This window comes from Paenibacillus sp. JT31N17, assembly GCF_056269255.1.
The window spans coordinates 586,822-611,748 of record NZ_JBWDNP010000001.1 but is presented as its reverse complement, the minus strand read 5'-3'; the positions used below and the strand labels follow the sequence as shown (position 1 = coordinate 611,748).

The window sequence follows — 24,927 nt, the reverse complement described above, 5'->3', positions numbered from 1 at the left end:
AGCCCCTATTCTGATTTATTTTGTGCAACTAATCCAAATCTCCTTAGATCGACGTGGACATGGACATCAGCCGAAAGCTTGGCATACAGGTTCTCCCAGTCCTTCTCGCTTTTGATATTCCGGTTCCAGAAGGAGCGTTCATGGGCGCGGATCTTCTCGCCGAAACCAAACACATCCGATTTTTTCAACTGGGTCTCCTTAATCAGCTGTATGGCGCTTTTTTTAACCTCCTGCTCAAAAACCCGTTCCACCTCATGAAGCTTTGCCTGGCTGTCGAAGGAACCCGCTTCTCCGATTTTCTCCTTCATGGTTGCTTCAAGCTGTATATCGATTTCCGCATGAGGTATGCCGTCGATAATTTTCACTTTAACCCGGGAAGAGCGTTTCAATGTGTTCACCATAACGACGCCGACACCAGGCACATCAAACAGCGCAGAGTAGCCTCCCGGATTTATTCCCATGATGCCCATATAGACACCAATCTGGATCGGTGTTGTGTAACCGACCATCTTGTCCTCATTAAAATAAGCCATGCCTTTGAGCAAAATATTTTCCTTTTGCCGGATGGACACATAGGGAAGATAGCCATCCTGCCCCAACTTCGATTCGGCGCTCCAAAATTTTCCAATATAATCAGTCGGGAACTTGCCCATTTGATGCGATTTCTCGATCATGGCCAGCAAATATAAGGCCGGGACCCGCTCCAGAGGCGGCGCTACATCCATCAGACGGGCTGCCTCCACGTCAGATACGAGCAGCCAGGTCGTGCGGCGCACCTGCGTTTCCCGCCGGAAATAATCGTTTAAATCCCGGAGGCCTCTCCTGGCAATGGCCTCGCTTATCACGACGACGCGAAGATGAATCAAGGTTCGGGGATCGGCAATCTGCTGCTGCAGACTATTCAGCGCATCGTCAATGGTATAACCGAACACTTTGACTACCCAAACAGGAAGACTGTATGAACCTTCTCCTCCGCCGGAGTCTCCTCCTGGTCCGAGCGGCACCCTGCCGGGCACAGCAATCTGCGCCGTTATGCGGATCATTTTGTCTTTGAGCGACGGGGGAACTTTGGAGTGGGTTACCATCTCATCCTTCATGTCCTCCGGGGAAGCCTCATCGATGGCCATGGCGAGAATCAAGGCCCGGTTCTCGATCTCGATCCTGTCCCAGCATCCGGATAAAAGCACGGACAGGGCAGGCAGCACAAGGCACAGGACCAGCCAGCCTTTAACCGCTTTACTCATTGGCTGCTCTCCTTTACTCCGCGGATTAATGAAAGCACCAGAAGCAGCAAGGGATATCCTGTGGTTAATATCATGCCGTATACAAATACCAGATTTCCATAAATAAAAAATTGTCTCGTATCATGCGGAATCATAGCGATCACAAACACAATAGGGATTAGATAAGAAACAAACAACCGGTGATCGCGGATCCGGAACAAATCTTTGGCTGCGATGACAGAGAAATAGTAATTGGAGTATATCGTGGTGTACACGGAAACAACCCAGCCGATAATAAATATATCATCCAATCTCTCGAATGCCCCGCCGGGAATAACGGCAGATCTTGCAGCATCCAATGACGGATATGCCAGAAGCTTAGTCTCCTCAGAACCGAATAGAGCGATTGTGGTAATAATGATCATCAGATACACGATTCCGGATATAATCACTCCCCATATCGTAGATGCAAGGATTTTCCGGGGTCTGATCATATAGGGAACAAGCAGGGTCAATACGAATGCGGACTGAAACAAGGAAGCGATCGACAAGGCAGCGTACAGAACGCCAGATGGATGATTGCCAATCACCGGCAGCAGATTGACCATATCGTAATCTCTCAGCGATGTCAGGAATATCACCAAAGCAACAATAATGATGAACGGCAAATAAAAGGAATGGATAAACGAGAATTTCACGACGCTCCGCCTTGAAGAAGCGACCACCACAATCAACATGATGATGATGGACAATTCGATCGGCGTTTTGGGCAGCAGAACGGCAATGACCACTTCTCCAAAGTCCCTCGCAGACAGACCGGAACAGATAACAAAAAAAATAATAAGCAGCAAATTGAAAAACCGTGCCGGCCATTTGCCAATCAGGCGTTCGCTGAACTGAATAATATTTTCCCGGGGAAACTTCCGGACAAGCAGTGCGAGGATAACCAGACTGAACATTGCCACTCCTATTGCTTCCAGCGTTAACAGGGGAGCACCGCTATCCACGGCTTTGGCTGCAAAGTTTGGAAAAGTTAATACGCCTACTCCGAGAATGGTGCTTATAATGACGGTGCAGGCACGAATCACCGTGACCGGGTAGGCGTTATTCATGCTTAGACTCCTCCTTGTCGATATAATGAAGGGCATGGCTGCCAGCTACCTTGGCATGATCGCTTGGCAGCCGGTCCCGATCACCTGGTTGAAGGTAGCTCGGACGTTTGTTCATCCACCACAAAGGACCCCTGATGAGCGTATCCTTCATTGCCTGCCAATTCCCGGGAACGATCGGATACATATAAGGCACGCCGAACGATTCCAGGAACAGAAGATGGTTCATGATTAAGATCAGCCCTGCCATGACACCGTACAATCCGAACGTTCCGGCCAGAATGAGTATAGGAAATCTCAGCATGCGCAGGGCAATCGCGGCATTGTAGGCAGGTGTGGCAAATGACCCTATCGTCGTCAGCGCCACTATAACAATCGTAATTGGACTTGAAAATCCCGCAGATACGGCTGCTTGCCCCACAACCAGCACGCCCACGATGGACAATGCGCCGCCGATCAACTGGGGAAGACGTATGGTGGCTTCCCGCAGCACTTCCATGGAAAGCTCGATCACCAGCACCTCAATGACCGCGGGAAAAGGCACTCCTGCCCGTCCGCCGGCGACAGCGACGGCAAAGTCGGTAGGCAGCAGCTCCGGATTATAAGAAATAACGGCGACATAGAGAGACGGAAAAACGAGCGAAAATATAAGGGCTAAAAGCCGGATCATCCTGACCAGGGTGCCCATTAGAAAACGCTCTGTATAATCATCTAAAGTCTGATAAAATTGGCTGAATATGGATGGAACGATAAGCGCAAAAGGAGATCCGTCCACGAGTATGGCTACACGCCCTTCCAGCAGAGCCGCGGCCGTTTTATCGGGCCGTTCCGTATTTTGAATTTGCGGAAACGGCGACAGCGGATAATCCTCGATAAACTGCTCGATATATCCGGCATCCAGAATAGCATCCGTGCTGATCTTCGACAACCGGCTCATGGCTTCTTCGACCAATTTGGGATCTGCTACGCCTTCCAGATAACAGACAGCGACCTGGGATTTAGCCCTGTTACCCGTAGCGGCAAGCTTGACCCGCATATCGACGGTCAGCAGCCGTCCTCTGAGCAGATTCAGGTTTGTATCCAGTACTTCAATATAGCCTTCCCGCGCCCCTCTGATCATCATCTCCGTTTGCGGCTGCTCGATGGCTCTCTTCTCAACCATCCTGCTCTCCAGCAGAAGCGCGTCACTGCACCCGTCGATGCAAAGCAGCGTATTTCCCAGATTGACCCCTTCCAGCATGATGCCTATCGTGTCTTCCATGGAGCACTCTGCGACATACACATAATTTTTCCACACGAACTTGATCAGATCACGGCCCTGCAAATCGATGTTTTGCTGGTCTGTTGCCGGATTCATCAACGGTTTCATAATGTCATCGTTGATGAGAGCGGTATCTACCATCGTTGAGAAAAAAACGATAGCTGCATCGAACTGACCGGAAATTCTGAATTCACGGATGACCAAATCGTCGCTCTCGCCGAAAACTTCCCGAAACATTTCCAGCTTTTTCTCCAGCTGCTTTGCGGGTTCCTGATCCTTATATTTTTCCTTGATGCGGTCAGGAGCCCCGGAAGATGAATCATTGTTTAACTTTTTCTTATAAGATCGGTAGTGCTGCTTCCAATTTCGCAAGCTCCTGCCTCCTTCCAGTAATCAGAAATTAACTTATATTTCTTCCTGCTTTGTTATTTTGTCCAACATGATGACGGTTATGTGCAAAATCTGTATGGCCGGACACTGCCTATCCCCAAATGGCCCGGGCCCAGCAAAAAAACACCTCTCATTCCTTATGGAATGAAAGGTGCAGGCTGATGAGAGGTTTGAGGGTTCCTTAATTTTCCTTTATAGCTAATGAAGCGATTTTATTGCGATCCAAAGTAAAATAAAAGTTAAACGGAAAAGGTCCGCCAGGGAAATTCCCGTCGACCTTGCAATTTAATACGACTTCATGGCCGGTTTGCCTGACGTCAAGGATATCAAGTCGAACCCGCGCACCGATATAATGGGTATCGCTCCATCCTTTGATTTGCTCAGGCCCGCGGAATTCTCGCCCCTCGTCGGCAATAACCGCGCTTTCCGTGAAGCAGTCAAGCAAAGCGTTGATATTTTCATCATGGGTTGCCTGGATGAATGCGTCGATAGGCTTCGGCTGCATAATACCTCGTCTCCTTTTCATTATAGAGTCAGAGCATTCTGAACGGTTAGACCGCGGGAATCGTTCCGCCGTCTATGACATGCTCGCTGCCGACAATGGACGCGGCTCGGTCGGAAACCAGAAAAGCGACCAGTTCGGCCACTTCCTCGGGTCTGCCCGGGCGCCCCAGCGGAATGCCTCCAAGCGAGTCCATCAGCGTTTGCCTGGCGCCGGCAATGTCAGTACCTGCTTCCTCGGCAATCCGTTCGATCAGCCTCTCAGCGGAAGTCGTCTCAATAAATCCGGGAGCGACGGTATTGACCCGTATCCCATGGGGCGCTACCTGGTTGGACAAGCCTTTACTGTATGTGGTCAAGGCTGCCTTGGCCGCAGCATAAGCCAGAGTCGCATTATAGAGCGGCAGGCGGCGCTGGATGGACGTAATATGAACAATAGCGCCGTACCCCTGCTCCAGCATGGAGGGGAGCAGCCCTCTGTCCAGACGGACAGCTGCGAAGAGATTATTGTTGATAGCCCGCTGCCATTCCTCGTCGCTCAGGGCAAGCGCACCTCCTGCAGGCGCCGACGAACCGCCGATATTGTTGACCAGAATATCCACGCCTCCAAGGCGGTTCATGACCTCCGCAACCACTTTCTCCACGCCTTCCGCCGTACTGAGATCAGCCTGAATGAACCTATCCTTCAATCGCGGATCGCCCGAGATGGACCGGGCAGTGGTGAGAACCGTCCCTCCAGCCCGTGAAAGGCGGTTCACAATCGCTTCGCCCATGCCTTTGGTGCCGCCTGTGACCAATATGCGTTTGCCCTTGAATTCGTGATTTTCCACGGTATATTCTGTTGATGCTGTCATCATGATAGAGTCTCCTTTTCGGATTAATAGGTGTTTGCCGCACTTATATCCTCCGTTAAGATAGGGTATTTGTGCGGTTGTTTATATCTTAGCTTTGAATATCAAACGCGTCTAATTTATAATAATAATAAAACGCATGAATAATAATAATGAATGAGGTGACAAGGTGGAACTCACCCAGCTGGACTATTTTCTGACCGTGGCCAGACTTCAGCATATGACCAAGGCATCAGAAGCATTGTCCATTACTCAGCCTGCGCTCAGCCATGCCATCTCCAAGCTCGAAACGGAATTGGGCGTTCCCTTGTTTGAGCGGAAAGGCCGGAATGTTCAGGTCAACCGGTACGGGAGCATGTTCGCCAAACGGGTGGAGCGGGCGATACAGGAAATAACAAAGGGGAAGCAGGAAATCGACGAATGGTCCAACCCGGAGACAGGTGTGATCGGGATTGCTTACTTGAACATTCTCGGAGCAGATCTGCTGCCCAAGCTTGTCCGGGACTACCAGCTTAAACATCCGCAGGTTCGGTTTGAGTTGACGCAGGGCAACTACGAATTAATATACAATCAGCTGGACAACGGTTATTCCGATTTGATGATCACGTCCGAGCGTCCAGCCACTGATAATTATGAATGGCGGCTCATTAAGAGTCTCCCGCTCTATGCGGTTGTTTCCAACTCCCACCGGTTCGCTGACCGCGCTTCACTCAGTCTGACTGAACTGACCGGTGAGCCTTTCGTCGGGCTCGATAAAAACTGTGGACTTAAAAGCTCCTTATTAACCCGGTTTCAGCATATGGGATTCACTCTGACTGCGACCTATGATGCGGAAGATTTGACCACCGTCGCCGGGTTTGTCGCCGCAGGTCTTGGAGTATCCGTTCTGCCGCGGTCTGAAGGGCTTGCGGTAAAGGGCATGGCATGGCTGCCTATCGAGGAGGAGGGGTGGATTTGGGAGGTTGGCTTATACTGGAGGAAAGACCGTTATCAATCCCCCGCGTCCAAACGTTTTATCGACTATATAGAAAGTTCTTCTTTTCAAGCTTGATCCGCGCTTGTGTGGCGGGATAAAACCAACAGCCCGCGGCTACAGGGCAGTCGCGGGCTGTTTTTTCGTTTTCCAGGCATAGATGGCAAAAGAGAGAAATCCCATCCAGCCAAATACCGAGGCGCCATAGAGCAGGTCGGCCACAGGCAGAGAATCGGACAGATAGGTGCTCAGAAGAGGACCGATGGTGCCCCGTATGCCAAACAGCATCAGGTGAAGGCCGAACACAACGGCTTCCCTGCCCGGTGCCAGCCGGAAGACATAGGCCAGAAAGCCGATATCCCAGATTGCATCCCCCACACCTTGAATTCCGCTGCCGACAAGAACGGCCGGATAATTCCCGAACAGGCCATATAACAGCGGCACCATTGAAAAAGCGGCAAACCCGAACGCCACCGTATGCTTCGCCGATAACCGGTCAATAACGACGCCGACCACGAAGTAAGCAATGAGCAGGCAGCTGAAATAGGTTACGCGGGCAAGTCCGATTTCCGTATTGGTCAGATCAAGCTGCTTGACTTGAATGATCTGATAGAGCGGCATGGCCAGTATATTGCCAAACCCTGTGAAGGTGCAGGACAGGAAGAACATGGCAAGCTCGCGGTTATGCCTGATCAGCTGCAGCTGACCCCTGAGCGAGGAGCGTTTGACGGACAACGCCTTGACAGGTGCCGTTTTCTTGACCCTGACGCGGGTGAATACCAGAATGGAGACCACTCCGGCTGCGGCTGCAAATAACAAAGGCCCGCGCGGCCCGGACGCATCTGTCCAGCTCCCGACCACGAAAGCAAGCGGAATCATGAGAACCCCCATCGCTACCCGGACATTGCCCATCAGCTTTCCGCGATGCCGGGGAGGATACATCCGGACAATCAGTGAAGCGTAAGCGGGGGACTGTATGCCCATCATCAGCTGAAACAGCAGCGCTACCGCCACGTACACGGCCGGAACCCCAAAAAAAGCAGGCAGTACGATCAGTGCTCTTCCGATTAAATTGGGAATGACCATAAATGGCTTGGGATTGGACCGTTCAATCCATCCAGCCCATATCGGCGAGAACAGCAGACCGATCGCTGGCGAGGCTGACAGAAGCCCGACCTGAATATTGCTTGCGCCTTCCTGAATCGCCATAGGCACATAAAATTGGTTAAATACTACATTAAAGAAGCTGAACAGAACGGAAGCGCCGGCATCGTAACAGAAATTATGCCATGCACGGGGTCCTAATTGAAGTCTGAGGTTGTTGATGTATGACTTGAAACCCATGCCCATTGGTGGTCAACTTACCTTTCGTCTATCATAATCAATAATCAGCGGCGGCCATAAAGCAGCCAATACGGCTATTATACCACCTTGCAGGTGCGGGGATAGCGAACATTTTATACTCTTGCAGCCCGGCAAAAAAATAAATCCTACCCCTGCAGGGGATAGGATTTATTCCTCCGATAGATTGCGGACATCAGACTGCGTCTGCCGCTTGGCTGCTCCGGCTTAGCTGCGTCTCAACCGGGATTTCGCGCGTCATGGCGGTCGTGCCGGTACGCGACATTTCCATAATTCCATAGGGCTCAAGGAGCTTCAGGATTGCATTGATTTTGTCGGTTTCGCCTACAGCCTGAATGATCATGCTGTGATGTCCAATATCCACGACTGATGCCCGGAAAGCCGAGACAACAGCCATAATCTCCGGACGCAGCGTCGGTTCCGCGTTGATCTGGATCAAGGCAAGCTCCCTGGCAACCATAGGACTTGCACTCAGAGGAACGACGCGAATCACGTCAATCAGCTTGTTCAGCTGTTTTTCCACCTGCTCGACCGTCCTTTCATCACCTGTTGTCCTGATAATCATCCGCGATAAGCCGCTCTCTTCGCTGCTCCCGACGGTGATGCTGTCGATGTTGAAGCCTCGCCGGCCGTACAATCCGCAAACGCGCTGCAGTACACCCGGCTGGTCATGAACCAGTATGGAAATTGTGTGCTGTTCATTCATTGAAATTCCCCCATTACCATTTGATCTAACGCCGTTCCGCTGAAAACCATGGGATAAACCTTCTCTTCCTTCGGAACCACAAATTCGACTAGTACCGGACCGGGCGTATCCAGCGCCTCCTGCCAGACGCGGGCGGCATCAGCCTTGGTCTCTGCCCTCAGCCCCTTGATTCCATAGGCTTCTGCCAGCTTGACAAAGTCCGGACTTCCCGCAAGCTCGATGTGGCTGAAGCGCTGTTCGTGAATCAGTTCCTGCCACTGCTTGACCATCCCGAGTACCTGGTTGTTGATAACCACGATTTTCACAGGGATCTGGTGGATTGCGCAAACGGCCATCTCCTGCGCGCACATCTGCATTCCGCCGTCGCCGTTAATGGAAATGACCAGTCTGTCCGGATTGCCGATCTGCGCTCCCATTGCAGACGGAAAACCGAATCCCATGGTGCCGAGCCCCCCTGAAGTGAGCAGTGAACGTGGCTGCTTGAATTTATAGAACTGTGCGGTCCACATCTGGTGCTGCCCGACATCCGTCGTAATGATGGCTTCGCCGCCTGTTGTGCCGCTGATCATTTCAATGACATATTGCGGCTTCAATTCCGATCCGGAATCGTCGTAGCGCAGCGGATAAGCCGCTTTGTTATGCAGGATTTCCCTGATCCAGCTGTCTGACCGGGCGGGCTTGGCTTCCGGTATGGCATAAGCCAATACAGCTTTAATATCGCCTACACATGTTAGCTCCGTGTGCACGTTCTTGCCGATTTCGGCGGGATCGATATCGATATGGGCGATTTTTTTGGCCTGCGGAGCGAAGCCGTCTATCTTCATCGTGATCCGGTCGTCGAACCGTGAACCGATAGAAATAATCAGGTCGGCCTGCTGGATTGCCATATTCGCCGTATAGGTGCCATGCATGCCCGGCATGCCCATGCACAGCTCGTGGGAGCTTGGAAATCCGCCCAGTCCAAGCAGCGTGGTGGCTACCGGAATCCGCGTTTTCTCCGCAAATTGGAGCAGTTCCCTGGATGCATCGGAATAAATAACCCCGCCGCCCGCGATAATGACCGGCTTCTCGGATTCGGCAATAGCCTGAATAATCGAATGGATTTCAGCCGGATTCAGGGCTGGTTCCGGATGGTAGCCGCGCAGATTGATGCGCTCAACCGGCTGTGCGGTTATTTTCTGATTGGACACGTCCTTCGGAATATCGATCAGCACCGGTCCCTTTCTTCCGGTGCCCGCCAGATAAAAGGCTTCCTGGATGATGCGCGGCAGGTCGTTGGCGTCCCGCACCAGGTAACTGTGCTTGGTAATCGGCATTGTGATGCTTACGATATCCGCTTCCTGGAAAGCATCCGTACCCATCACGGTTGTGGGAACATTGCCTGTAAGGATAACGAGAGGAACCGAATCCATATAGGCGGTGGCGATTCCTGTCACCAGATTTGTCGCTCCCGGACCCGATGTAGCGATGCACACCCCTATCTTCCCGGTTGACCGGGCATAACCGTCCGCAGCATGGATCGCCCCCTGCTCATGGCGGGTAAGCAGATGCTTAAAGTCCGGATTGCCGACCATCGCGTCATAGATATAAAGGACATTGCCACCCGGATAGCCGAATACGCATTCGACACCTTCGCTCAGCAGGCCGCGCAAGAGAGCCTCCGATCCGGTTATCGGGTTCTCTGTTTGCTGCTCCGTGTAACTCGCGGACATTGTCGCCGCTAACGATTTTCCCATAGTGATCTCCTCCTCCGAATATAAAAACCCCTCTCATCCCAAGCCAGGCAGATCTGCTGCCGGTTTGAAGGGACGAAAGGGGTTGATTTTCGCGGTACCACCCTGATTTGCCGAAGATCTTGCGATTCTTCAGCCTCATGAGGCAAGGAGTGCTTGCCTGCAGCACGGTAACGTGTGCCATTCCGTTCGAGCCTATACACCGGTCCTATAGTGCGGGACCTTCGGTTTTCGGTCAAAGGCTCCAAGAGGACATCATACCAAGGATTATGGCAAAGGTCTCAGCTTTCCCTCTGCTCTCTGGACATAAGCGCCTTCGTACTTTTTTCTCTTCATCGCCTGCCTGAATATATAAAAACCCCTCTCATCCCACCGGGCAGACCTGCTGCCGGGTTAAAGGGACGAAAGGGGTTGATTTTCGCGGTACCACCCTGATTTGCCGAAGATCTTGCGATTCTTCAGCCTCATGAGGCAAGGAAACCTTGCCTGCGGCACGATATCGTGTGCCATTCCGTTCGAGTCTACACGCCTGAACCAACAGGGCTCCGGTTTTCGGTCAAAAGCTCTGAGAGGACATCATACCAAGGATTATGGCAAAGGTTTCAGCTTTCCCTCTGCTCTCTGGACATAAGCGCCTTCGTACTTTTTTCTCTTCAACGCCTGAAATATTTGATGTTTTTTATAATAACACAGAGACAGGAAGAATTTCAAACCAAATTTTTTCATGTTATAGTGATCCTATATGAGCATAATCGGAGGAATGCGACGGTGAGAATCACCATGGGAAGGCTGACGCTTACTGCTGCCGTCTTTTTGTTTTCCTTTACCCTGTTTACGGTCAAGGATATGTTCTGGTTCACCGGGGGCCACGCCTTTGCATCCGGTCCGCTTGCCGATGAATTTACCATTCCGGTCCTGACTTATCATTCCATTGCGGATCATCCCCATAATGCCTATGTCACCACGCCTGCGAAATTTCAGGAGGAAATGAAATATCTGCATGATCACCACTACCAAACCATCAATCTGGCCCAGTTCTCCGTACTGATGGAACAGAAGAAAGCCGTGAAGGATAACCTTGTGCTGATCACATTTGACGACGGATACGCCAATGCGTACCAGACCGCCTTTCCGATTCTGCAGAAATACGGCTTCACGGCTATGGCATTCGTCATAACCGATTGGCTCGGCGGCCATGATTTCATGAGCTGGCAGCAGGCCAGGGATCTTCAGCTGGCGGGTTGGGACATCATGCCCCATTCCCGTACTCACCCGCAGCTGCCTCTGCTGTCACCGCAGCGGCAGTTCGGTGAGATCTCGGGCTCCCGGGCGACCATCGAAGAAAAGCTCGGGAGCACAGCGAACGCTTTCGCATACCCTTACGGGCACCGCAGCAAAACAACGATGGAGCTGCTGCAAAAAGCGGGATATTCCTATGCCTTTTCGTTCGATAACGGCCTGACGACATCGAATCAGAACCCGTTGTCCCTCAAACAGCTGGTCATCTCCAGAAGCGAAAGCATGCGGCAGTTCATCGATCAGCTTCATACCCGCCAAGCAGAATGAGCTGTTAAAGACTGGTGAAAAACGGGCTTCACAAGCAAAACCGTCTTCACAAAAACAAGGGAAGCTCCCACCATGCTGGCAGCTTCCCTTGTTCTCGCTGCTATGCCCCGGCGAATCACTGATGGGTCAGGTTCCCGATGGCAGCAGCATATTTCTCATACCATGTCTTCCAGTAGTCGTGTCTGTTCTCTATTGCGGCGCCTTCCAGAAGCGCTTCGATCACATCCAGACAGACATGCCAGCCGGCAAGATCCCTTGGCGTATGATCGGTCAGCTTGTTAAGCTTCTCAATCATGACAAGCCGGCAGCCATCCGCTTCGGGATACAGCTCGAAGCGGACTTGGTCCTCTCCCCAGGTATACTCCAGCACGGAATGCATTTTCAGTTCAAGAATGCTCATTTCCTCGAACGTGCCGTCCTGCATGTCGAATTTAATGATCCCACCCTCCCGCAAATCTTCAACACTCAGCTCGGAAAACCATTTGGCCAGCTTCTCATTCTCCGTTAAGTAGGACCATACCTTCTGGGCGGAATGCTTGAGCCGGCGCTCATATCGGGCTGTATAGCCATATTCGGTTTGCTGTATGACTGCTAACATTTACAACTCCTCCTCCTCGTCCAATTGCCTTGCCAGGTCGTCCAGTTTATTGGACCAAAACTGCCGGTACGGCTCCAGCCAATTGTCGATTTCCGCAAGGGGCTGCGCGCTCAGGATGTACAGATGCTTCCGCGCGTCTTTGCGTACGGACACGAGACCGGCGTCCCGCAAAATCCGCAAATGCTTGGATACGCCGGGTTGACTAAGGGATGACAAAGCGACCAGCTCTCCGACCGAACGCTCCTTGACCCGCAGGTAGTCGAGAATCGTTCTCCGGTTCGGTTCGGCCAATATTTCAAACAGATTATCCGATTTCATGACTATATATTACTATATGGTTATATTTCCGTAAAGTTATATTTCTTACGGGTTATATTTCAACGCAGATATACCGGGTTTATTTCTAACAGATATCAGGACTCGTTCGTAGTAAATAACTTTACATAACGGCCATACCCCTCCTGCTCCAACATCTCTTTGGGAACGAAACGCAGAGAAGCGGAATTCAGGCGGTAATGCATTCTCGTTGGCCCTGGACCGTCGTTGAGCAGGTGGCCCAAATGGGAATTGGACAAGCGGCTTCGTACTGCCGTTCGGACCTGCCCGCTGCTTAAATCCCCCTCCCTGCGGATAAAGCCTTCTTCAATTGGCTTGGAGAAGCTGGGATATCCGGTCGCAGAATCGAATTTATCCAGTGAGCTGAACAGTGGGTCGCCGTTAATAATATCCACATACAGCCCTTCCCGGTCATTGTCCCAATATTCATTCCGGTAGGCGGGCTCGGCTGCCCCGTTCCGGGTGACTTCGTATTGCAGCGCAGTCAGCTGGTTGCGCAGCTGCTTCTTATCCTTCGCGGTATTCCAGTTATGCAGGGCAAAATCATCCCGGCCCGAATATTTCCGGTACATATTATAATCCACATGATGGTATTTATAATAATCCTGATGGTACTCCTCAGCCGGGTAAAACGGTCCTGCGGTCACAATTTCCGTCACGATGGGACCTTTGAACCGGCCGCTTGCCTTCAGCGCCCGCTTGGAGGCCTCCGCCTTCTCCCGCTGCTCCTCGTCATGGACAAATATCGCCGTCCGGTATGAATAACCGCGGTCATGAAATTGTCCGCCCTTGTCAGTAGGATCGATTTGCTGCCAGAACAGCTCCAATAGCCGTTCATAGGGGAAAATATCCGGCTGAAACGTAATTTGCACCGCTTCGGCATGCCCTGTCGTTTCGGTGCATACTTCTTCATAGGTCGGATTCACGGTATGACCGCCCGTATAGCCCGAAATAATCGAGACAATGCCCGGCAGCTCGTCAAACGGCTTTACCATGCACCAGAAGCAGCCGCCTGCGAAAGTGGCGAGCTGCTCCTTCTTGTCTGTTACCTTCAATGGATTCACACCTTCAATCTTACTGGGTTATTTTGCGGCAATAGCGCGCAGTTCACTTTAGTATACCTTAAGAATAGATGGCGAATCATCACAAGCACAGAGAAGAACGCGGTGACGTGCACTGCCGCCGCCGCGGTTTTTCGCACTCCTGTGGGGCAGTCCATTACGGAGACACGATGCATCCCTGATATCGAACACAACAAAGAGGCCTCCGATAAAACGGAGGCCTCTTTGTTGTTTGTTGCTGTTTGCATCTCTAGTCCTTCAGCCGGTAGCTTACAAATGCAAGCTGCTGGCTGTCGGGCGACCAGGAGTTGACATTGAGCGTGCCTTGTCCACCGAACAGGCTGACCAGCGTGCTGAATTCGCCGCCATCGCTTGACATCAGCCGGATCTCGACGTCCTTGTTCGCGGGGTGATCGCCTGGAGCGACGTCGCCTTTGCGGTAGGCTATAAAAGCAACCGATTTGCCATCGGGCGATACATGCGGGAACCAGTTGTTGCTTTCATCGAAGGTCATTTGCGTCTGCTCGCTGCCATCGGCCTTCATGCGCCATACCTGCATAAGTCCGGAACGTACCGAGTTGAACCAGATATGCTGGCCGTCCGGTGAATATTCCGGTCCGTCATCAAGTCCGGGAAGATCGGTCAGCTGCGTCTCAACGCCGCCAATCCGCGGAATGGTGAAGATGTCGTATTGACCGTTGCGTTCCGCGCAATAGGCCAATGTTTGGCCATCCGGCGACCATCCGTGAAGGTAACTCGGTGCCATTGGGGTAATCAGCTCCGGAGCGCCGCCCGCAAGCGGGAACACATAAATGCGGGATTGACCATCCTCGCGGGTATGGTGGCTGACTGCGATTTGGGAATCATCGGGAGAAAGCACATGATCATTATTGCAGTGCGAGGCGTAGCCCGATTCGATCTCCGTGCTTTCGCCAGAGGCGATGTCGAAAGAATGGATGCGTCCAAAACTGTTGTAAATGAGCCGCTTGTTGTCGCGTGTCCAGTTGGGGGCTTCGATGAGATAATCAAACTGAGCCAGGACCGAACGCTCGCCTGTCTGCACATTTATTGTCTCAAGGAGGCTGATGACATCACGGGAATAAAATTCGTTGGGCTTCTTTAATGTGTTAATGATAGTTCTCCCCTTCCGGTATTAGAAACAATACCAGTATAATACGAAATGCTGCGGAATTGAAATAGCAGCCAGGGGATGTGAACACTTATCGCGGCTGACGCCCTGCTAATAAGAGCCCATTCAGTTTACAGCGGGCTTTCTTGAAGTTTTGGTAAAAAAGCAAGCCTGCAGCCGCCATGATCATCCTGCTTTGACTTCCGTTGTATAATCCACTTTTTTTCGTTTCCGGTAGTGAACACCCAGGACGCCGCCAACGATCAGCACGGCACCAATCAGATGATAATACGCCAGATGCTCATCAAGGGCGCTGCCAGCGTCAGCGTAAATACCGATGTCGCAGCTTGGAAAATCCCTGCCTCGGAAGAGGAGGTTTCGGCAAGCCCGAACGCCTGGAATCCGAAAAACAGACTCGGGTAAACCAGCCCGATCGGCAGCAGCCGCCAAATCGTGCGCAAGCGTAAATCCAGCTTGATCCATCCCGCCAGAACAGGTATTCCAAGCGCAAGGAAGGAAAGTGAAAAACGGAAAGCAAGCGTGGCGATGGGATTCGCGAATTGCAAAGCCAATTTCGTAAACAAGAAGGAAAATCCGATGATGAACGCGTATAAGAATGCGAGCAGATAGGGCGTTTTTGTTCCGTGCATGTTATAATCTCTTCCTTCCCGATTGTCTGATTGCGTCTCACCAGGGCCGGCCGGCTTATGATTTCTTTCAAGCATAAGGCTGGCTCATACGGCTCATCAATCCAAACAAGCTCAAGCTGTACCGGTACAACTAACGCTCAGGAAGGAGTTCCTATGAAAAAATATATTCAAATCATGAACGACATCGAACGGCGGATTGAAGAAGGAGCAATTCGCGGAGGCGGGAAAATCCCCTCGATCCGCGAGCTGTCCGAACATTATTCATGCAGTAAAAGTACGGTGGTTCGGGCCTATACGGAGCTTGAGAAACGCCATATCGTATATTCCATACCGCAAAGCGGCTATTATGCGGTTCAGAAGAAATCCGGACAGGAGCAGGTGCCGGGACAGCCAGTCATCGACTTCTCCTCGGCAGCGCCCGATCCCGAGCTGTTCCCCTATCTGGATTTTCAGCATTGCCTCAACATGGCAATCGACAGATACCGGACCGATTTGTTCACCTACGGAACCGCTCAAGGCCTCCCTTCGCTGCTTCATGTGCTGATCCGGCATCTGGCGGACTATCAGGTCTTTACCCGGCCGGAGCATCTCATGATCACATCTGGCGTTCAGCAGGCGCTGGCCATTCTGACCACGATGCCCTTCCCGAGCGGCCGGGATACCGTGCTGCTGGAGCAGCCCAGCTACCATCTGTTCGTCCGGCTGCTGAATTGCTACGGCATCCCCGCCCGGGGGATTACCAGAACGGAGAAGGGCATAGATCTGAATGAACTGGAGCAATTGTTCCAAACCGGCAGCATCAAGCTGTTCTATACGATCCCCCGTTTTCATAATCCGCTGGGCACCTCATATACGGAGGATACCAAAAAAGCGATTGCCGGGCTGGCCAAACGCTATGATGTCTATATTGTCGAAGACGATTATTTGGCGGATCTGGAGACGAATAGCAAATCCGACCCTATCTTTGCTTATGGCCCGTCCCATGTCATCTATTTGAAAAGCTATTCGAAAATACTGTTTCCCGGGCTCAGGGTTGGCGTGGCTGTCCTTCCTCCCTCGCTTCAGCCCATATTCAGCTCGTATAAGCATCTGTCCGATATCGACAGCGCGATGCTCTCGCAGGCCGCCCTGGAAATCTATATCCAAAGCGGCATGTTCGAGCGGCGCAAGCAGCGGATCGTCGCTACCTACCACAACCGGATGCTGCAGTTGAACCGCGCGCTTGCCCTTCACAATGATTTGGACGATATCCGCCCTGTCCCGGTTCAAACTGGCGTTCATACCCATATCCTCCTGCCGGATGAGCTGCAGATTCCAACTCTGCTGACCCGGCTTGGCAAGCAGCAAGTTGTATTGAAGGCATTGGATGACTCTTACTTGGACGGCTTTGCGGTACGCCCGATGCTGAAGCTGAGTATAACGCAGGTCCGGGAGGAGCAGATCGAGGAAGGCGTGAGCCGGATTTTCGATGAAATCAAAAGAATGAGAGGCATGCGGACGAGGCGCTGATCCACTCTCTGCCTGCTTGCCTCTCCAGTTGTGAAAGCTGGTCCGTCTTGAATCAGGACAAAATCGCCAGAGCCTGGCGGACCGTCTCAGCCACAATGTCCGCCGCTTTCTGCCCCGAGGTCAGCATTCTGGTGCCCTGACCGGCCCACAGGGACATATACTGCGCATTGCTCATGCGCTGAGCGGCATTTCTGATATCCCGCGTCGCCGTATTTTGCGTTGGGAATGGAAGAGGCTCCAACCCGCCCGCATCCCATTGTGCGATAAAATCATTGCGAATGCCCCTTGCCGGACGCCCTGAGAACACCTTCGTGATGACAGTGCTCTCCTCCGTGCTTGCCAGCAGAGCCTGCTGGTAGGAGGCATGTGCTCCCGATTCAACCGCCGTCAGAAACCGCGTACCCATCTGCACAGCCTGCGCGCCAAGCGCAAGGGCGGCGGCCACTCCCCGGCCGTCCATGATGCCGCCGGCGGCAATGACCGGAACCCCTACGCGGTCCACAATCTGCGGAACCAGAGCGAATGTTCCAATATTCGCTCCTGAAGGATGCTGCGAGACGTCAAATGTCCCCCGATGCCCGCCCGCTTCGCTCCCTTGGGCAACAACGGCATCGCAGCCTGACTGCTCAGCGAGGACAGCTTCTTCTACAGTCGTCACCATTGTGATCACCCGGAGACCAGCCGATTTGGCCTGCCGCATGTATTCAGGAGGAAGAACGCCAAACGCCGTGCTGATGACAGGCACTTTCTCCTCCAGCAGTACGGCCAGCTGTTCCCGGAACAGATTCGGTGTGAGCATCGGCCCATCCTCTGCATGGGGAATGCCAAGCTTGTCCCGCAGCAAATTGAGCTGCTGCTGGACTTCTCCGATTCTCGTATTATCATCACGGACCTCAATGGCAAACAAATTGACAGCAAACGGCAAATCCGTCAGCTCACGAATTTCCTGAATCGCCTTGCGGATTGCTGCAGGCTCCATATAAGCGGCTCCAAGCGTACCCAGTCCCCCTGCGGCAGAAACGGCGGCCGTTAATTTCACAGTTGACGGTCCCCCTGCCATGCCCGCCAGAAAAATCGGGTAACGGATTTGAAACAGCCCGCAAACAGATGTCTCCAGTTGAATGCCCATTCTCTTTCACCTCATGCTCTCTTGGCTCGTTGCAGAACCGGATATTGACAGAATTATTATAGCACCCGACATGTCCTGCGATCCAAAAGCCGGCGAAGGCAGCCTGCCGCTTGAGAATTCCGGTGATTAGCAGGCGGAGCAGGGGCAGAGAACCGGATATTCACAGGCCTGCCGGGAAAAAGAAAACAGCCTCCCTCGCAGGCGGCTGTTCCTCCGTTTCCGTTATTCCGGCACCCCGCTGCCGCCGGTTTCCTTGAGAGCCGCATCGCCGCCCTTTGAACGGCGGTATACGATTTTGCCGTCAATAATGGTCCACAGGACCTCGAATTGTTCGTTCAGCAGGACGAGGTCCGCATCCATGCCTGGCGCGATCCTCCCTTTCCGGGACAAGCCAAGCACGCTCGCCGGCGTCTCTGTCGCCATGAGAACAGCGTCGTTCAAAGGAATCCCGGCACGCACGGTTTTTGCCAAAGCCATATTCATCGTCACTGTGCTTGATGCAAGCGTCCCGTCCTCCAGCTTGGCGACGCCTTGCGTGACTGTCACCTTATGGCCGCCGAATAAGTAAGTTCCGTCTCCCATTCCCATCGCCTGCAGGGCATCGGTAATCAGAACCATCTTATCCGCCCCCTTCTCACGGTAAAGCATGCGTACAATGGCCGGATGAAGATGCACATCATCGACTATGGCCTGGACGCTTACATGATTTTCTTCAAAAGCCGCGACGATCATCCCGGGATCCCGGTGATGAATCGGGCGCATGCCGTTGAAGCAATGCGTCACATGGCTGGCTCCGCTTTGAAACGCCTGTTTCGCCTCCTCATAGGTTGCGTCCGAATGCGCCACAGATACGATAATGCCGCGAGCTTTGAGAAAAGCGACCATTTCAAGTCCTCCTGGAAGCTCTGGAGCCAGGGTCACCATACGTATTAAGGATCCCGCGTTCTGCAGAATCGCCTTCATTTCATCCAGATCCGGATGGCGCAAAAACTGTTCATTTTGCATGCCTTTGCGCTTCACGTTCAGAAAGGGCCCTTCAATATGCATGCCTGCGATTCTCGCTCCGCTCTCGCGTCCCTTGACCCTGGAAACACTGGAGATCATGCCAAAGAGGCTCTCCAGCGACGAGGATACGGAGGTAGCAAGGAAGGAGGTGCAGCCCGTTCTGGCGCAAGCCTCAGACACCGCCTCGACGCTTCGGATTGTACCATCCATCATATCGAAGCCATCGGCTCCGTGGATATGCACATCAATCATTCCCGGGATAAGCAACTGGCCATTACCGTCGATTTCCACATCCGCTTTGTAACCGCCAGGTCCCGTATCTCTATCGACAGCTGTTATTTGCCCATCGCGAATAAGAACATTTCCGGGCGTCGGCTCATCACTGCCTGTCAAACGCACGTTCCGAATCAAAGTAACCGTCATCTCTTGGCTCCTTAGAACATTATTTTATAATCGCATCACGGCGCATCTTATCCCGGGATACTTTCCATCTTATCAAATAATGCCAATGGGCACACTTCATCTTCCCTGCATAATTTCTACCGTGACTTTCTCCGTAGCCTCTCCGGCAATGACTTCATACAAGAAATCGCCGACCTTCGCGAATGGCTGCGGGCGGCCTTGAACGTAAACCTCCACCGGAGGCTTCCCGGCGGCAAAAACAAAGACACCGCCCTCCCGCAGCGCAATTCCCGTTGACTTCCCATCTGAGAATATACCCGTAACGGCATGAGATGATATATACTTCCCGGCTAAACCGATCGGGATGATTCCGCCGCTCGCTTCTGCATCGTCATCACCATGCCGGACTGGAATAATCGTATAGAGGGCATACTCTTCTGCCTTCAGCTTGAATGAATGCCGTTCGCCGCGCTTCAGGAACAAACACTCGCGGGAGAAATGCTCGTACAGGGCAAAACGCTCCCCTTCAAGCCCCGGAACATCCTGCGGTCCGACCGTTCCTTCGACCGGACTGTCGTATTTGCCGATATGAAAAGCTGCGATCACCCCTGCCCCGCCCGCTGTATTCCACAGCTTGAGCGGCACATGTTGAACGGTCGGATCAAGAAACAAACAATCCCCCGTAGGGTTGGGCGTCCGGTCACAGCGAATGATTTTACCATCCTGGTAGATCAGCGGCCACAGTCTGGAAGGATCGGTATTGCCCGGGGCATCGCTAAAATACACGGGTCCCCCGCTGATGGAACGAAGAACCGCATTCTGGATATCACCATGATTTTTCGTCCAGTACATATCCCAGTCGCCCCAATAGAACGCCCCGTGATAATACGAATTATAAGCGTTTTGCAGCGCATGCTCGGCGAAGCCGTATCGCTCCTGGGGAACAAAATCATCGCTGTTCCGCGATACGGCGGATTTGGGTCTGTGCCAAACATTCTCGGCCGCCATGCCCATGCAGTTAATCATCGTATGGTCAAAATACAGCGCAACGGATGCCTCTAGCGCCGTATGGGCGGCTGATGCCGCTTCGCCGATAGAACGCTGGCCTCTCCAAAAATTCGTAACGGCGCTCTGGCTGTCCACTTTCACGAAATCAACGCCTTGACGCTCCAGAAAAGAATGCCAGCCATGCCAGAAACCAAAGCCTTGTCCGCCGTCAGGCGACGGCAGAAGATCACCCCGGACATTCGCCCGCAAATATTCGGCATATTGTCCGGCCAGTTCGCTTGCAGGATCGATTCCTCCCCAATAGCCGGCAACCGTGTGCCAAACGCCTACCCAGCGGACGCCGGAACGATTCTTTAAGTCATCTACCGCGGCGCCCAGACCCCGGGGGAATTTCACGGGATCAGCTTCAAAAGCCGATAATTTGCCATCGTGAACGGAAGACCAGCCATCGTCAATCATCACCCAATTGACCGGCAGGCCGAAGCTGCGGAATTCCTCCGCTTTGGTCAACAATCCTTCTTCATTCACTTGATGGTAAAAGGCGTCCCAGCTGCACCACCCGAGATAATCGAGAATTTCGGGGTATTTTTTTTGCTCCCTCGGTAGAAACTGGCCGTCCAATTGCTTGGCTGCGGCCTCGACATGGTCCTCGATGATCCGGTAAGGGTCAGTTCCGCTCCCCATGACAAAACACAACGTATCATTTCTCGTCCTGCCGGTTTGATGAGAGGACAGACGAAACAGCAGGCTGTCTCCCTCGCCGCCGCACAGCTCTGTTCGGATGACCGGTCCGCAAACCGGGAGGATATGAATATAATCCGGGAGTGATGAACGCCACAGCAAAGATTGCGTCCGGGCGGGAAGCGTGGACATGCGGGTATCGAAGTGGGGCCTGGTCCACCAATCCTTATGCTGATAATTGGCCATTAATCCATCAACCTGCCGAATCGGAGCTGTCTGAATAACGATCCCATAATCCGCAGCAAAACAGTTCTGCCTGCCGAAGGCATTGGTATTCTTGATTTCCCCGTTCACCCAGCAAAGCGAATAATGCCCGTAACTGCGGAATTTAAGCTCCACTCCGATTGTCTGCTCCTCGTTCTGAAACAGGTGGAGGAATTCCTGGTAAGCACCATGCTGGTCTTTCCCTGCGCTCTTAGTCACTCCCGCTTTCGCAAGCTCCTGCGGCTGTGGGTCGGAATCCAGTCTAACCTGTATACGAAAATCTCCAATAACCACTCTCTCTTCGCTGACTTCAACCAGACCTGCTTCATTGAAATGGAACATGCCGAGCCCTCCTTCAAAAATGGCCTAATTTTTTTGGGAACGTTCCCAAATTGTAACAAATAAAAAATCGCCACCCCTTCCCAAGTGCCCGCCCCTATTGCTTTTTCGGATATCCGATCATTCCGTATTCGCCGACAACCCGCGCTGCCCCTGCCTTCCGCCAATCGTATTCGTGGAGCATTGGCTTAAGCGTCCGCTCCATTGTGGTCTCATTCCAGCGGAAACCTGGTGTGCGGCCAGGATCAGGGCTTTCTTCAATGGTCTTGTCCAACCGGAACAGCGATAACCTTGACGCCATGGGATTCAATCGCTTTAAGTATGGCCGGTTCCACCAGGTCGCTGGTTATGAGAATATCGACTTGGCTGAAGCTGCTGAATGAAAGAAGGGCCTGGCGGTTGAACTTGCTGTGATCGGCAACAATTACGACTTTCTGGGCGGTTTCGATCATTGCCCGCTTGATTTCCGCTTCATACAGGTCAGAGCTTGTAAATCCCTTCTTGAGTGAAATGCCGGATGTGCCGAGGAAGACATAATGGGCGTTATATTTTTGCATTTCCGCTTCCGCCTGTGGACCGACAAGGCTCATCGATTTCTTAATGAGTTTGCCGCCAAGCAGGAAAATATCCGCTTCTTCCGAATTAGCGCATTCCTCCGCAATATTCACCCCATTGGTCACAATCGTCAATTGTTTCAGATGCTTCATGTGGCGGGCAACGCACCATGTTGTGGAGCCGGAATCGAGAATAACGATCTGCTCATCCTCAACAAGCGATGCGGCGGCGGCGCCAATCGCGTCCTTCTCCTCGAACAGTTCGAATTTCCGCTGCTGCACCGGAGGAATTTGATTGAAGGCTACCTGCAAATCGTCCGAGAGTATCGCGCCGCCGTAATTTTTGACGATGAGGCCTTCCTGCTCCAGTTGATTCAAATCACGCCGGATCGTTTCCTCGGATACATTGAATTCACGCACAAGATCGGCCACCTTGACGCTTCTTTCTTTTATGAGCAGCTCTTTGATTCGGTTGCGCCTCTCGACGACGATCATTGTCATTCCCCCTTGCGATTGAATCGGACCTGCCGGTTTAGTGACAGACAGCACCCTGTCCGGCTGGTAATTTACCCCATTATAACCGATCCTGTCGGCTCTTCATATGTTCAATTGCCTTTTCAAAAAAATCAGGTCCGCCGAAGCTGCCGGATTTGAGCACGAGCATGAGCGGGCGTTTCCGTGACAATGACAGGCTCGATGGAAGACCCGGCTCGATTTCCCGGTATATCCGCATTCCGCTTATACCCAGGCGCGAGCATATGGCCGCCGATGTATCGCCTCCGGCAGCAATGATGCGGTTCTGCCCCGTGCCTCGCAGCACCCGGTCGGCGATTTCGGCTATCGTCCCGGATACAAGCCTGGATACCTGCGTATTGGACATTCCGAAGGCAGCGGCAAGCCGCTTGGCTTGTGCAACCTTGCCTGGCCGGTTCTCCGAATACAGCAGGACATCTTCTCCGGAAAGAATCGTCCGCTCAATTGCAACCGACAAGCGTCCGGTTTCTTCCGGGCGTCCGCCTTCCTCAAGCAGCTGCTCCGGGTCCAGGCGGAATGCCGGCCTTCCTGAGCTCAGGTAGGCTTCAACCTGTGCCGCTGTCTGCGGTGTCAGGCTGCCTGCAGCAATCAGAATGCCAAGGTCCGGCCGGTAAGGAGCCGTCAGTGAATCCGCTCCGCCGCTCTCGCGTTCTTTCATCAACAAGGCCAGTTCCTCCGCTATTGCGGAAGCGCCGCAAATAATGCGTTCATCCCTGATGGCTTCTGCAATTACGGCAAGCATGGATTGATTTGAAACATCGAGAATAACATAGCCTCCTGCGGCCCGGCGCCTGCCGATTTCTTCCCGAAGCGCTTCTGCTCCTTGCCCGATTACCTCAAAATCAATCAGGCTCACCCTTCGCTTCGTCTGACTCTGCAGGATGCTGACCAGATCCGATTCCAGCATGGGATGAACGGGATCATGCCGAAAATGGGATTCTTCCAGCTTCATACCGTTGACATAATGGACGCCCCCCAATGTGGTGCGTCCATTCTTGGGGAAGCCAAGCACGACCACCGCAAAATCCGCTTCCAGCGCATCGAGCATCGCATCGAATTCCGCGCCGATATTGCCGCGGAATACGGAGCAGGTTTTATTGAAAAAGGCGGTGCAGCCAAGTTCCCGAAGCTGAGCTGTGGCATGCTTCACTTTAGCATAAGCGGCATCACGGTCATCGAAACGGGAATCCGTATCGAGAATGTACACGTCCGCCTCGGCTTCAGGCTGCAGTCCGGCTGCGTCATAGGCATATACATCTGCCCGGAAACCTGACTTGGCGAACATGATGCCGACGTCGCCGGCACCTGTTATATCGTCTGCCACAATACCGATCATAAGGGCCACTCCCTTGCCGGCTTGTAACCGGAGCTTGCAATAAAATCCTGTACCGTTTCCGCTGTAAGCGGTTGTAACGGGATTCCCGCACTGCGGGCCGTGATAGCCATACGGCATGCCATCTCCAAAGTATGAAGCGACATCCTCGCTTCCCTGACACTTGTATCGTATACGAGAACGCCATGGTTTTCCAGCAGCAGAACATTCGCTTTGGAGGCCTGCTCCCGCACAGCCTCACCAAGCTCTCTGGAGCCGGGATGACAATAGCGCACACGTGCGGTCCGCTCCAAATAATACATCGTCTCGACGAACAGATCGCCGGGAGGATCAACATCCGCGCATGCTATCAATGTGCTGTGGAAGGGCGATGCATGCAGGACGGCATTGATCTCAGGCCTCATCTGGTAGACAGCCTCATGCATCGGCATTTCTTTGGACGGTTTTTTGCCCATGGGATCGACGGGCTTGCCTCCCAGATCGACCTCTACCAGATCGTCATCCGCAAGCTCGCCCAGGTACGTGCCGCTGGCGGAGATCAGGTAACGGTCGGGAGCGGTTCTGACGCTGATATTGCCGGCATTGCCCCAGGCCAGCTCGTAATTCATCAGATAGCGGCCGACTTCCTGCAGCTCCTTTACTCCGTCTGCTTTCGCGATCATATTCATTCCTCCCCTTCAATAGCATCTAAGTCCGGACATCTGCCCTGCTATGTCTTCG

At 52.8% G+C, this 24,927-nt stretch carries 22 protein-coding genes; 3 read left to right on the top strand and 19 right to left on the bottom strand.

The features are described 5' to 3' along the window. Positions 1 to 5: 5 nt before the first annotated feature. The 5 genes from AC0YOB_RS02640 to AC0YOB_RS02620 form a co-directional block, all read right to left on the bottom strand. Positions 6 to 1,244, bottom strand: a complete 1,239-nt coding sequence (locus AC0YOB_RS02640; protein WP_475791424.1) for a Ger(x)C family spore germination protein — start codon at positions 1,242 to 1,244, stop codon at positions 6 to 8. Further along, positions 1,241 to 2,335, bottom strand: a complete 1,095-nt coding sequence (locus tag AC0YOB_RS02635) for a GerAB/ArcD/ProY family transporter (RefSeq protein WP_475791423.1) — start codon at positions 2,333 to 2,335, stop codon at positions 1,241 to 1,243. The genes AC0YOB_RS02640 and AC0YOB_RS02635 overlap by 4 nt, the downstream gene beginning before the upstream one ends. Further along, positions 2,328 to 3,965 (bottom strand): spore germination protein, encoded by a 1,638-nt coding sequence (locus AC0YOB_RS02630; protein ID WP_475791422.1) that lies wholly within the window; start codon positions 3,963 to 3,965, stop codon positions 2,328 to 2,330. The genes AC0YOB_RS02635 and AC0YOB_RS02630 overlap by 8 nt, the downstream gene beginning before the upstream one ends. Before the next feature lie 199 nt (positions 3,966 to 4,164). Continuing rightward, positions 4,165 to 4,488 (bottom strand): nuclear transport factor 2 family protein, encoded by a 324-nt coding sequence (locus tag AC0YOB_RS02625; protein WP_475791421.1) that lies wholly within the window; start codon positions 4,486 to 4,488, stop codon positions 4,165 to 4,167. Positions 4,489 to 4,534: 46 nt separating this feature from the next. After that, positions 4,535 to 5,338, bottom strand: a complete 804-nt coding sequence (locus AC0YOB_RS02620) for an SDR family oxidoreductase (protein WP_475792290.1) — start codon at positions 5,336 to 5,338, stop codon at positions 4,535 to 4,537. Positions 5,339 to 5,504: 166 nt separating this feature from the next. On the opposite strand from AC0YOB_RS02620, the gene AC0YOB_RS02615 reads away from it, so the two are divergent. Further along, entirely contained in the window at positions 5,505 to 6,386 is an 882-nt protein-coding gene (locus AC0YOB_RS02615) for a LysR family transcriptional regulator (protein ID WP_475791420.1), read from the top strand. A 39-nt stretch (positions 6,387 to 6,425) separates the two neighbouring features. Here AC0YOB_RS02615 and AC0YOB_RS02610 read toward each other — a convergent pair whose 3' ends face one another. From AC0YOB_RS02610 to ilvB, 3 genes are all read right to left on the bottom strand, one after another. After that, on the bottom strand, positions 6,426 to 7,658 hold the full coding sequence (locus tag AC0YOB_RS02610; RefSeq protein ID WP_475791419.1) for an MFS transporter: 1,233 nt from the start codon (positions 7,656 to 7,658) through the stop codon (positions 6,426 to 6,428). 187 nt (positions 7,659 to 7,845) lie between these two features. Further along, entirely contained in the window at positions 7,846 to 8,376 is a 531-nt protein-coding gene (gene ilvN / locus AC0YOB_RS02605; protein ID WP_475791418.1) for an acetolactate synthase small subunit, read from the bottom strand. Continuing rightward, a complete protein-coding gene (gene ilvB, locus AC0YOB_RS02600; protein ID WP_475792289.1) occupies positions 8,373 to 10,088 on the bottom strand; it encodes a biosynthetic-type acetolactate synthase large subunit in 1,716 nt (571 codons plus the stop codon). Before ilvB ends, ilvN begins: the two co-directional genes overlap by 4 nt. Positions 10,089 to 10,877: 789 nt before the next feature. Between ilvB and AC0YOB_RS02595 the strand changes: the two genes are divergently transcribed. Then, positions 10,878 to 11,675 (top strand): polysaccharide deacetylase family protein, encoded by a 798-nt coding sequence (locus tag AC0YOB_RS02595; RefSeq protein ID WP_475791417.1) that lies wholly within the window; start codon positions 10,878 to 10,880, stop codon positions 11,673 to 11,675. Positions 11,676 to 11,790: 115 nt separating this feature from the next. On the opposite strand, the gene AC0YOB_RS02590 is transcribed toward AC0YOB_RS02595, so the two are convergent. The 5 genes from AC0YOB_RS02590 to AC0YOB_RS02570 form a co-directional block, all read right to left on the bottom strand. Next, a complete protein-coding gene (locus AC0YOB_RS02590) occupies positions 11,791 to 12,273 on the bottom strand; it encodes an SRPBCC family protein (RefSeq protein WP_475791416.1) in 483 nt (160 codons plus the stop codon). Then, positions 12,274 to 12,591, bottom strand: coding sequence for an ArsR/SmtB family transcription factor (locus AC0YOB_RS02585; RefSeq protein ID WP_475791415.1), 318 nt, complete (start codon positions 12,589 to 12,591; stop codon positions 12,274 to 12,276). A gap of 95 nt (positions 12,592 to 12,686) precedes the next feature. Beyond that, complete coding sequence (msrA, locus tag AC0YOB_RS02580) at positions 12,687 to 13,664, bottom strand: peptide-methionine (S)-S-oxide reductase MsrA (RefSeq protein ID WP_475791414.1); 978 nt, start codon at positions 13,662 to 13,664, stop codon at positions 12,687 to 12,689. A gap of 256 nt (positions 13,665 to 13,920) precedes the next feature. Next, a complete protein-coding gene (locus AC0YOB_RS02575) occupies positions 13,921 to 14,733 on the bottom strand; it encodes a TolB family protein (RefSeq protein ID WP_475791413.1) in 813 nt (270 codons plus the stop codon). 344 nt (positions 14,734 to 15,077) lie between these two features. Then, complete coding sequence (locus tag AC0YOB_RS02570; RefSeq protein WP_475791412.1) at positions 15,078 to 15,449, bottom strand: DMT family transporter; 372 nt, start codon at positions 15,447 to 15,449, stop codon at positions 15,078 to 15,080. Positions 15,450 to 15,602: 153 nt separating this feature from the next. On the opposite strand from AC0YOB_RS02570, the gene AC0YOB_RS02565 reads away from it, so the two are divergent. Further along, positions 15,603 to 16,958, top strand: coding sequence for an aminotransferase-like domain-containing protein (locus AC0YOB_RS02565; protein ID WP_475791411.1), 1,356 nt, complete (start codon positions 15,603 to 15,605; stop codon positions 16,956 to 16,958). 52 nt (positions 16,959 to 17,010) lie between these two features. Here the strand turns inward: AC0YOB_RS02565 and AC0YOB_RS02560 are convergent, their stop codons facing one another. The 6 genes from AC0YOB_RS02560 to AC0YOB_RS02535 all read right to left on the bottom strand — a co-directional run bounded on the left by AC0YOB_RS02560 (position 17,011) and on the right by AC0YOB_RS02535 (position 24,869). After that, the gene (locus AC0YOB_RS02560; RefSeq protein WP_475791410.1) at positions 17,011 to 18,087 is read right to left on the bottom strand and encodes an NAD(P)H-dependent flavin oxidoreductase; all 1,077 of its coding nucleotides are present in this window, start codon (positions 18,085 to 18,087) and stop codon (positions 17,011 to 17,013) included. Between the two features lie 222 nt (positions 18,088 to 18,309). Then, positions 18,310 to 19,515, bottom strand: a complete 1,206-nt coding sequence (gene nagA / locus AC0YOB_RS02555; RefSeq protein WP_475791409.1) for an N-acetylglucosamine-6-phosphate deacetylase — start codon at positions 19,513 to 19,515, stop codon at positions 18,310 to 18,312. 96 nt (positions 19,516 to 19,611) lie between these two features. Next, entirely contained in the window at positions 19,612 to 21,789 is a 2,178-nt protein-coding gene (locus AC0YOB_RS02550; protein ID WP_475791408.1) for a Sip1-related alpha-galactosidase, read from the bottom strand. A gap of 254 nt (positions 21,790 to 22,043) precedes the next feature. Beyond that, entirely contained in the window at positions 22,044 to 22,835 is a 792-nt protein-coding gene (locus AC0YOB_RS02545) for a DeoR/GlpR family DNA-binding transcription regulator (RefSeq protein WP_210043946.1), read from the bottom strand. Positions 22,836 to 22,914: 79 nt separating this feature from the next. Further along, a complete protein-coding gene (locus AC0YOB_RS02540; RefSeq protein ID WP_475791407.1) occupies positions 22,915 to 24,210 on the bottom strand; it encodes a four-carbon acid sugar kinase family protein in 1,296 nt (431 codons plus the stop codon). Next, the gene (locus AC0YOB_RS02535) at positions 24,207 to 24,869 is read right to left on the bottom strand and encodes a class II aldolase/adducin family protein (protein WP_475791406.1); all 663 of its coding nucleotides are present in this window, start codon (positions 24,867 to 24,869) and stop codon (positions 24,207 to 24,209) included. Before AC0YOB_RS02535 ends, AC0YOB_RS02540 begins: the two co-directional genes overlap by 4 nt. Positions 24,870 to 24,927: the final 58 nt, after the last annotated feature.

What these genes read in the sequence shown, in the direction of transcription:
- AC0YOB_RS02585 (WP_475791415.1), bottom strand. Translation starts at nt 12,591, where the DNA reads ATGAAATCGGATAATCTGTTTGAAATATTGGCCGAACCGAACCGGAGA.
- AC0YOB_RS02635 (WP_475791423.1), bottom strand. Translation starts at nt 2,335, where the DNA reads ATGAATAACGCCTACCCGGTCACGGTGATTCGTGCCTGCACCGTCATT.
- AC0YOB_RS02545 (WP_210043946.1), bottom strand. Translation starts at nt 22,835, where the DNA reads ATGATCGTCGTCGAGAGGCGCAACCGAATCAAAGAGCTGCTCATAAAA.
- AC0YOB_RS02620 (WP_475792290.1), bottom strand. Translation starts at nt 5,338, where the DNA reads ATGACAGCATCAACAGAATATACCGTGGAAAATCACGAATTCAAGGGC.
- AC0YOB_RS02610 (WP_475791419.1), bottom strand. Translation starts at nt 7,658, where the DNA reads ATGGGCATGGGTTTCAAGTCATACATCAACAACCTCAGACTTCAATTA.
- AC0YOB_RS02570 (WP_475791412.1), bottom strand. Translation starts at nt 15,449, where the DNA reads ATGCACGGAACAAAAACGCCCTATCTGCTCGCATTCTTATACGCGTTC.
- ilvB (WP_475792289.1), bottom strand. Translation starts at nt 10,088, where the DNA reads ATGTCCGCGAGTTACACGGAGCAGCAAACAGAGAACCCGATAACCGGA.
- AC0YOB_RS02565 (WP_475791411.1), top strand. Translation starts at nt 15,603, where the DNA reads ATGAAAAAATATATTCAAATCATGAACGACATCGAACGGCGGATTGAA.
- AC0YOB_RS02560 (WP_475791410.1), bottom strand. Translation starts at nt 18,087, where the DNA reads ATGGGCATTCAACTGGAGACATCTGTTTGCGGGCTGTTTCAAATCCGT.
- AC0YOB_RS02550 (WP_475791408.1), bottom strand. Translation starts at nt 21,789, where the DNA reads ATGTTCCATTTCAATGAAGCAGGTCTGGTTGAAGTCAGCGAAGAGAGA.
- AC0YOB_RS02625 (WP_475791421.1), bottom strand. Translation starts at nt 4,488, where the DNA reads ATGCAGCCGAAGCCTATCGACGCATTCATCCAGGCAACCCATGATGAA.
- ilvN (WP_475791418.1), bottom strand. Translation starts at nt 8,376, where the DNA reads ATGAATGAACAGCACACAATTTCCATACTGGTTCATGACCAGCCGGGT.
- nagA (WP_475791409.1), bottom strand. Translation starts at nt 19,515, where the DNA reads ATGACGGTTACTTTGATTCGGAACGTGCGTTTGACAGGCAGTGATGAG.
- AC0YOB_RS02640 (WP_475791424.1), bottom strand. Translation starts at nt 1,244, where the DNA reads ATGAGTAAAGCGGTTAAAGGCTGGCTGGTCCTGTGCCTTGTGCTGCCT.
- AC0YOB_RS02540 (WP_475791407.1), bottom strand. Translation starts at nt 24,210, where the DNA reads ATGATCGGTATTGTGGCAGACGATATAACAGGTGCCGGCGACGTCGGC.
- AC0YOB_RS02535 (WP_475791406.1), bottom strand. Translation starts at nt 24,869, where the DNA reads ATGATCGCGAAAGCAGACGGAGTAAAGGAGCTGCAGGAAGTCGGCCGC.
- AC0YOB_RS02590 (WP_475791416.1), bottom strand. Translation starts at nt 12,273, where the DNA reads ATGTTAGCAGTCATACAGCAAACCGAATATGGCTATACAGCCCGATAT.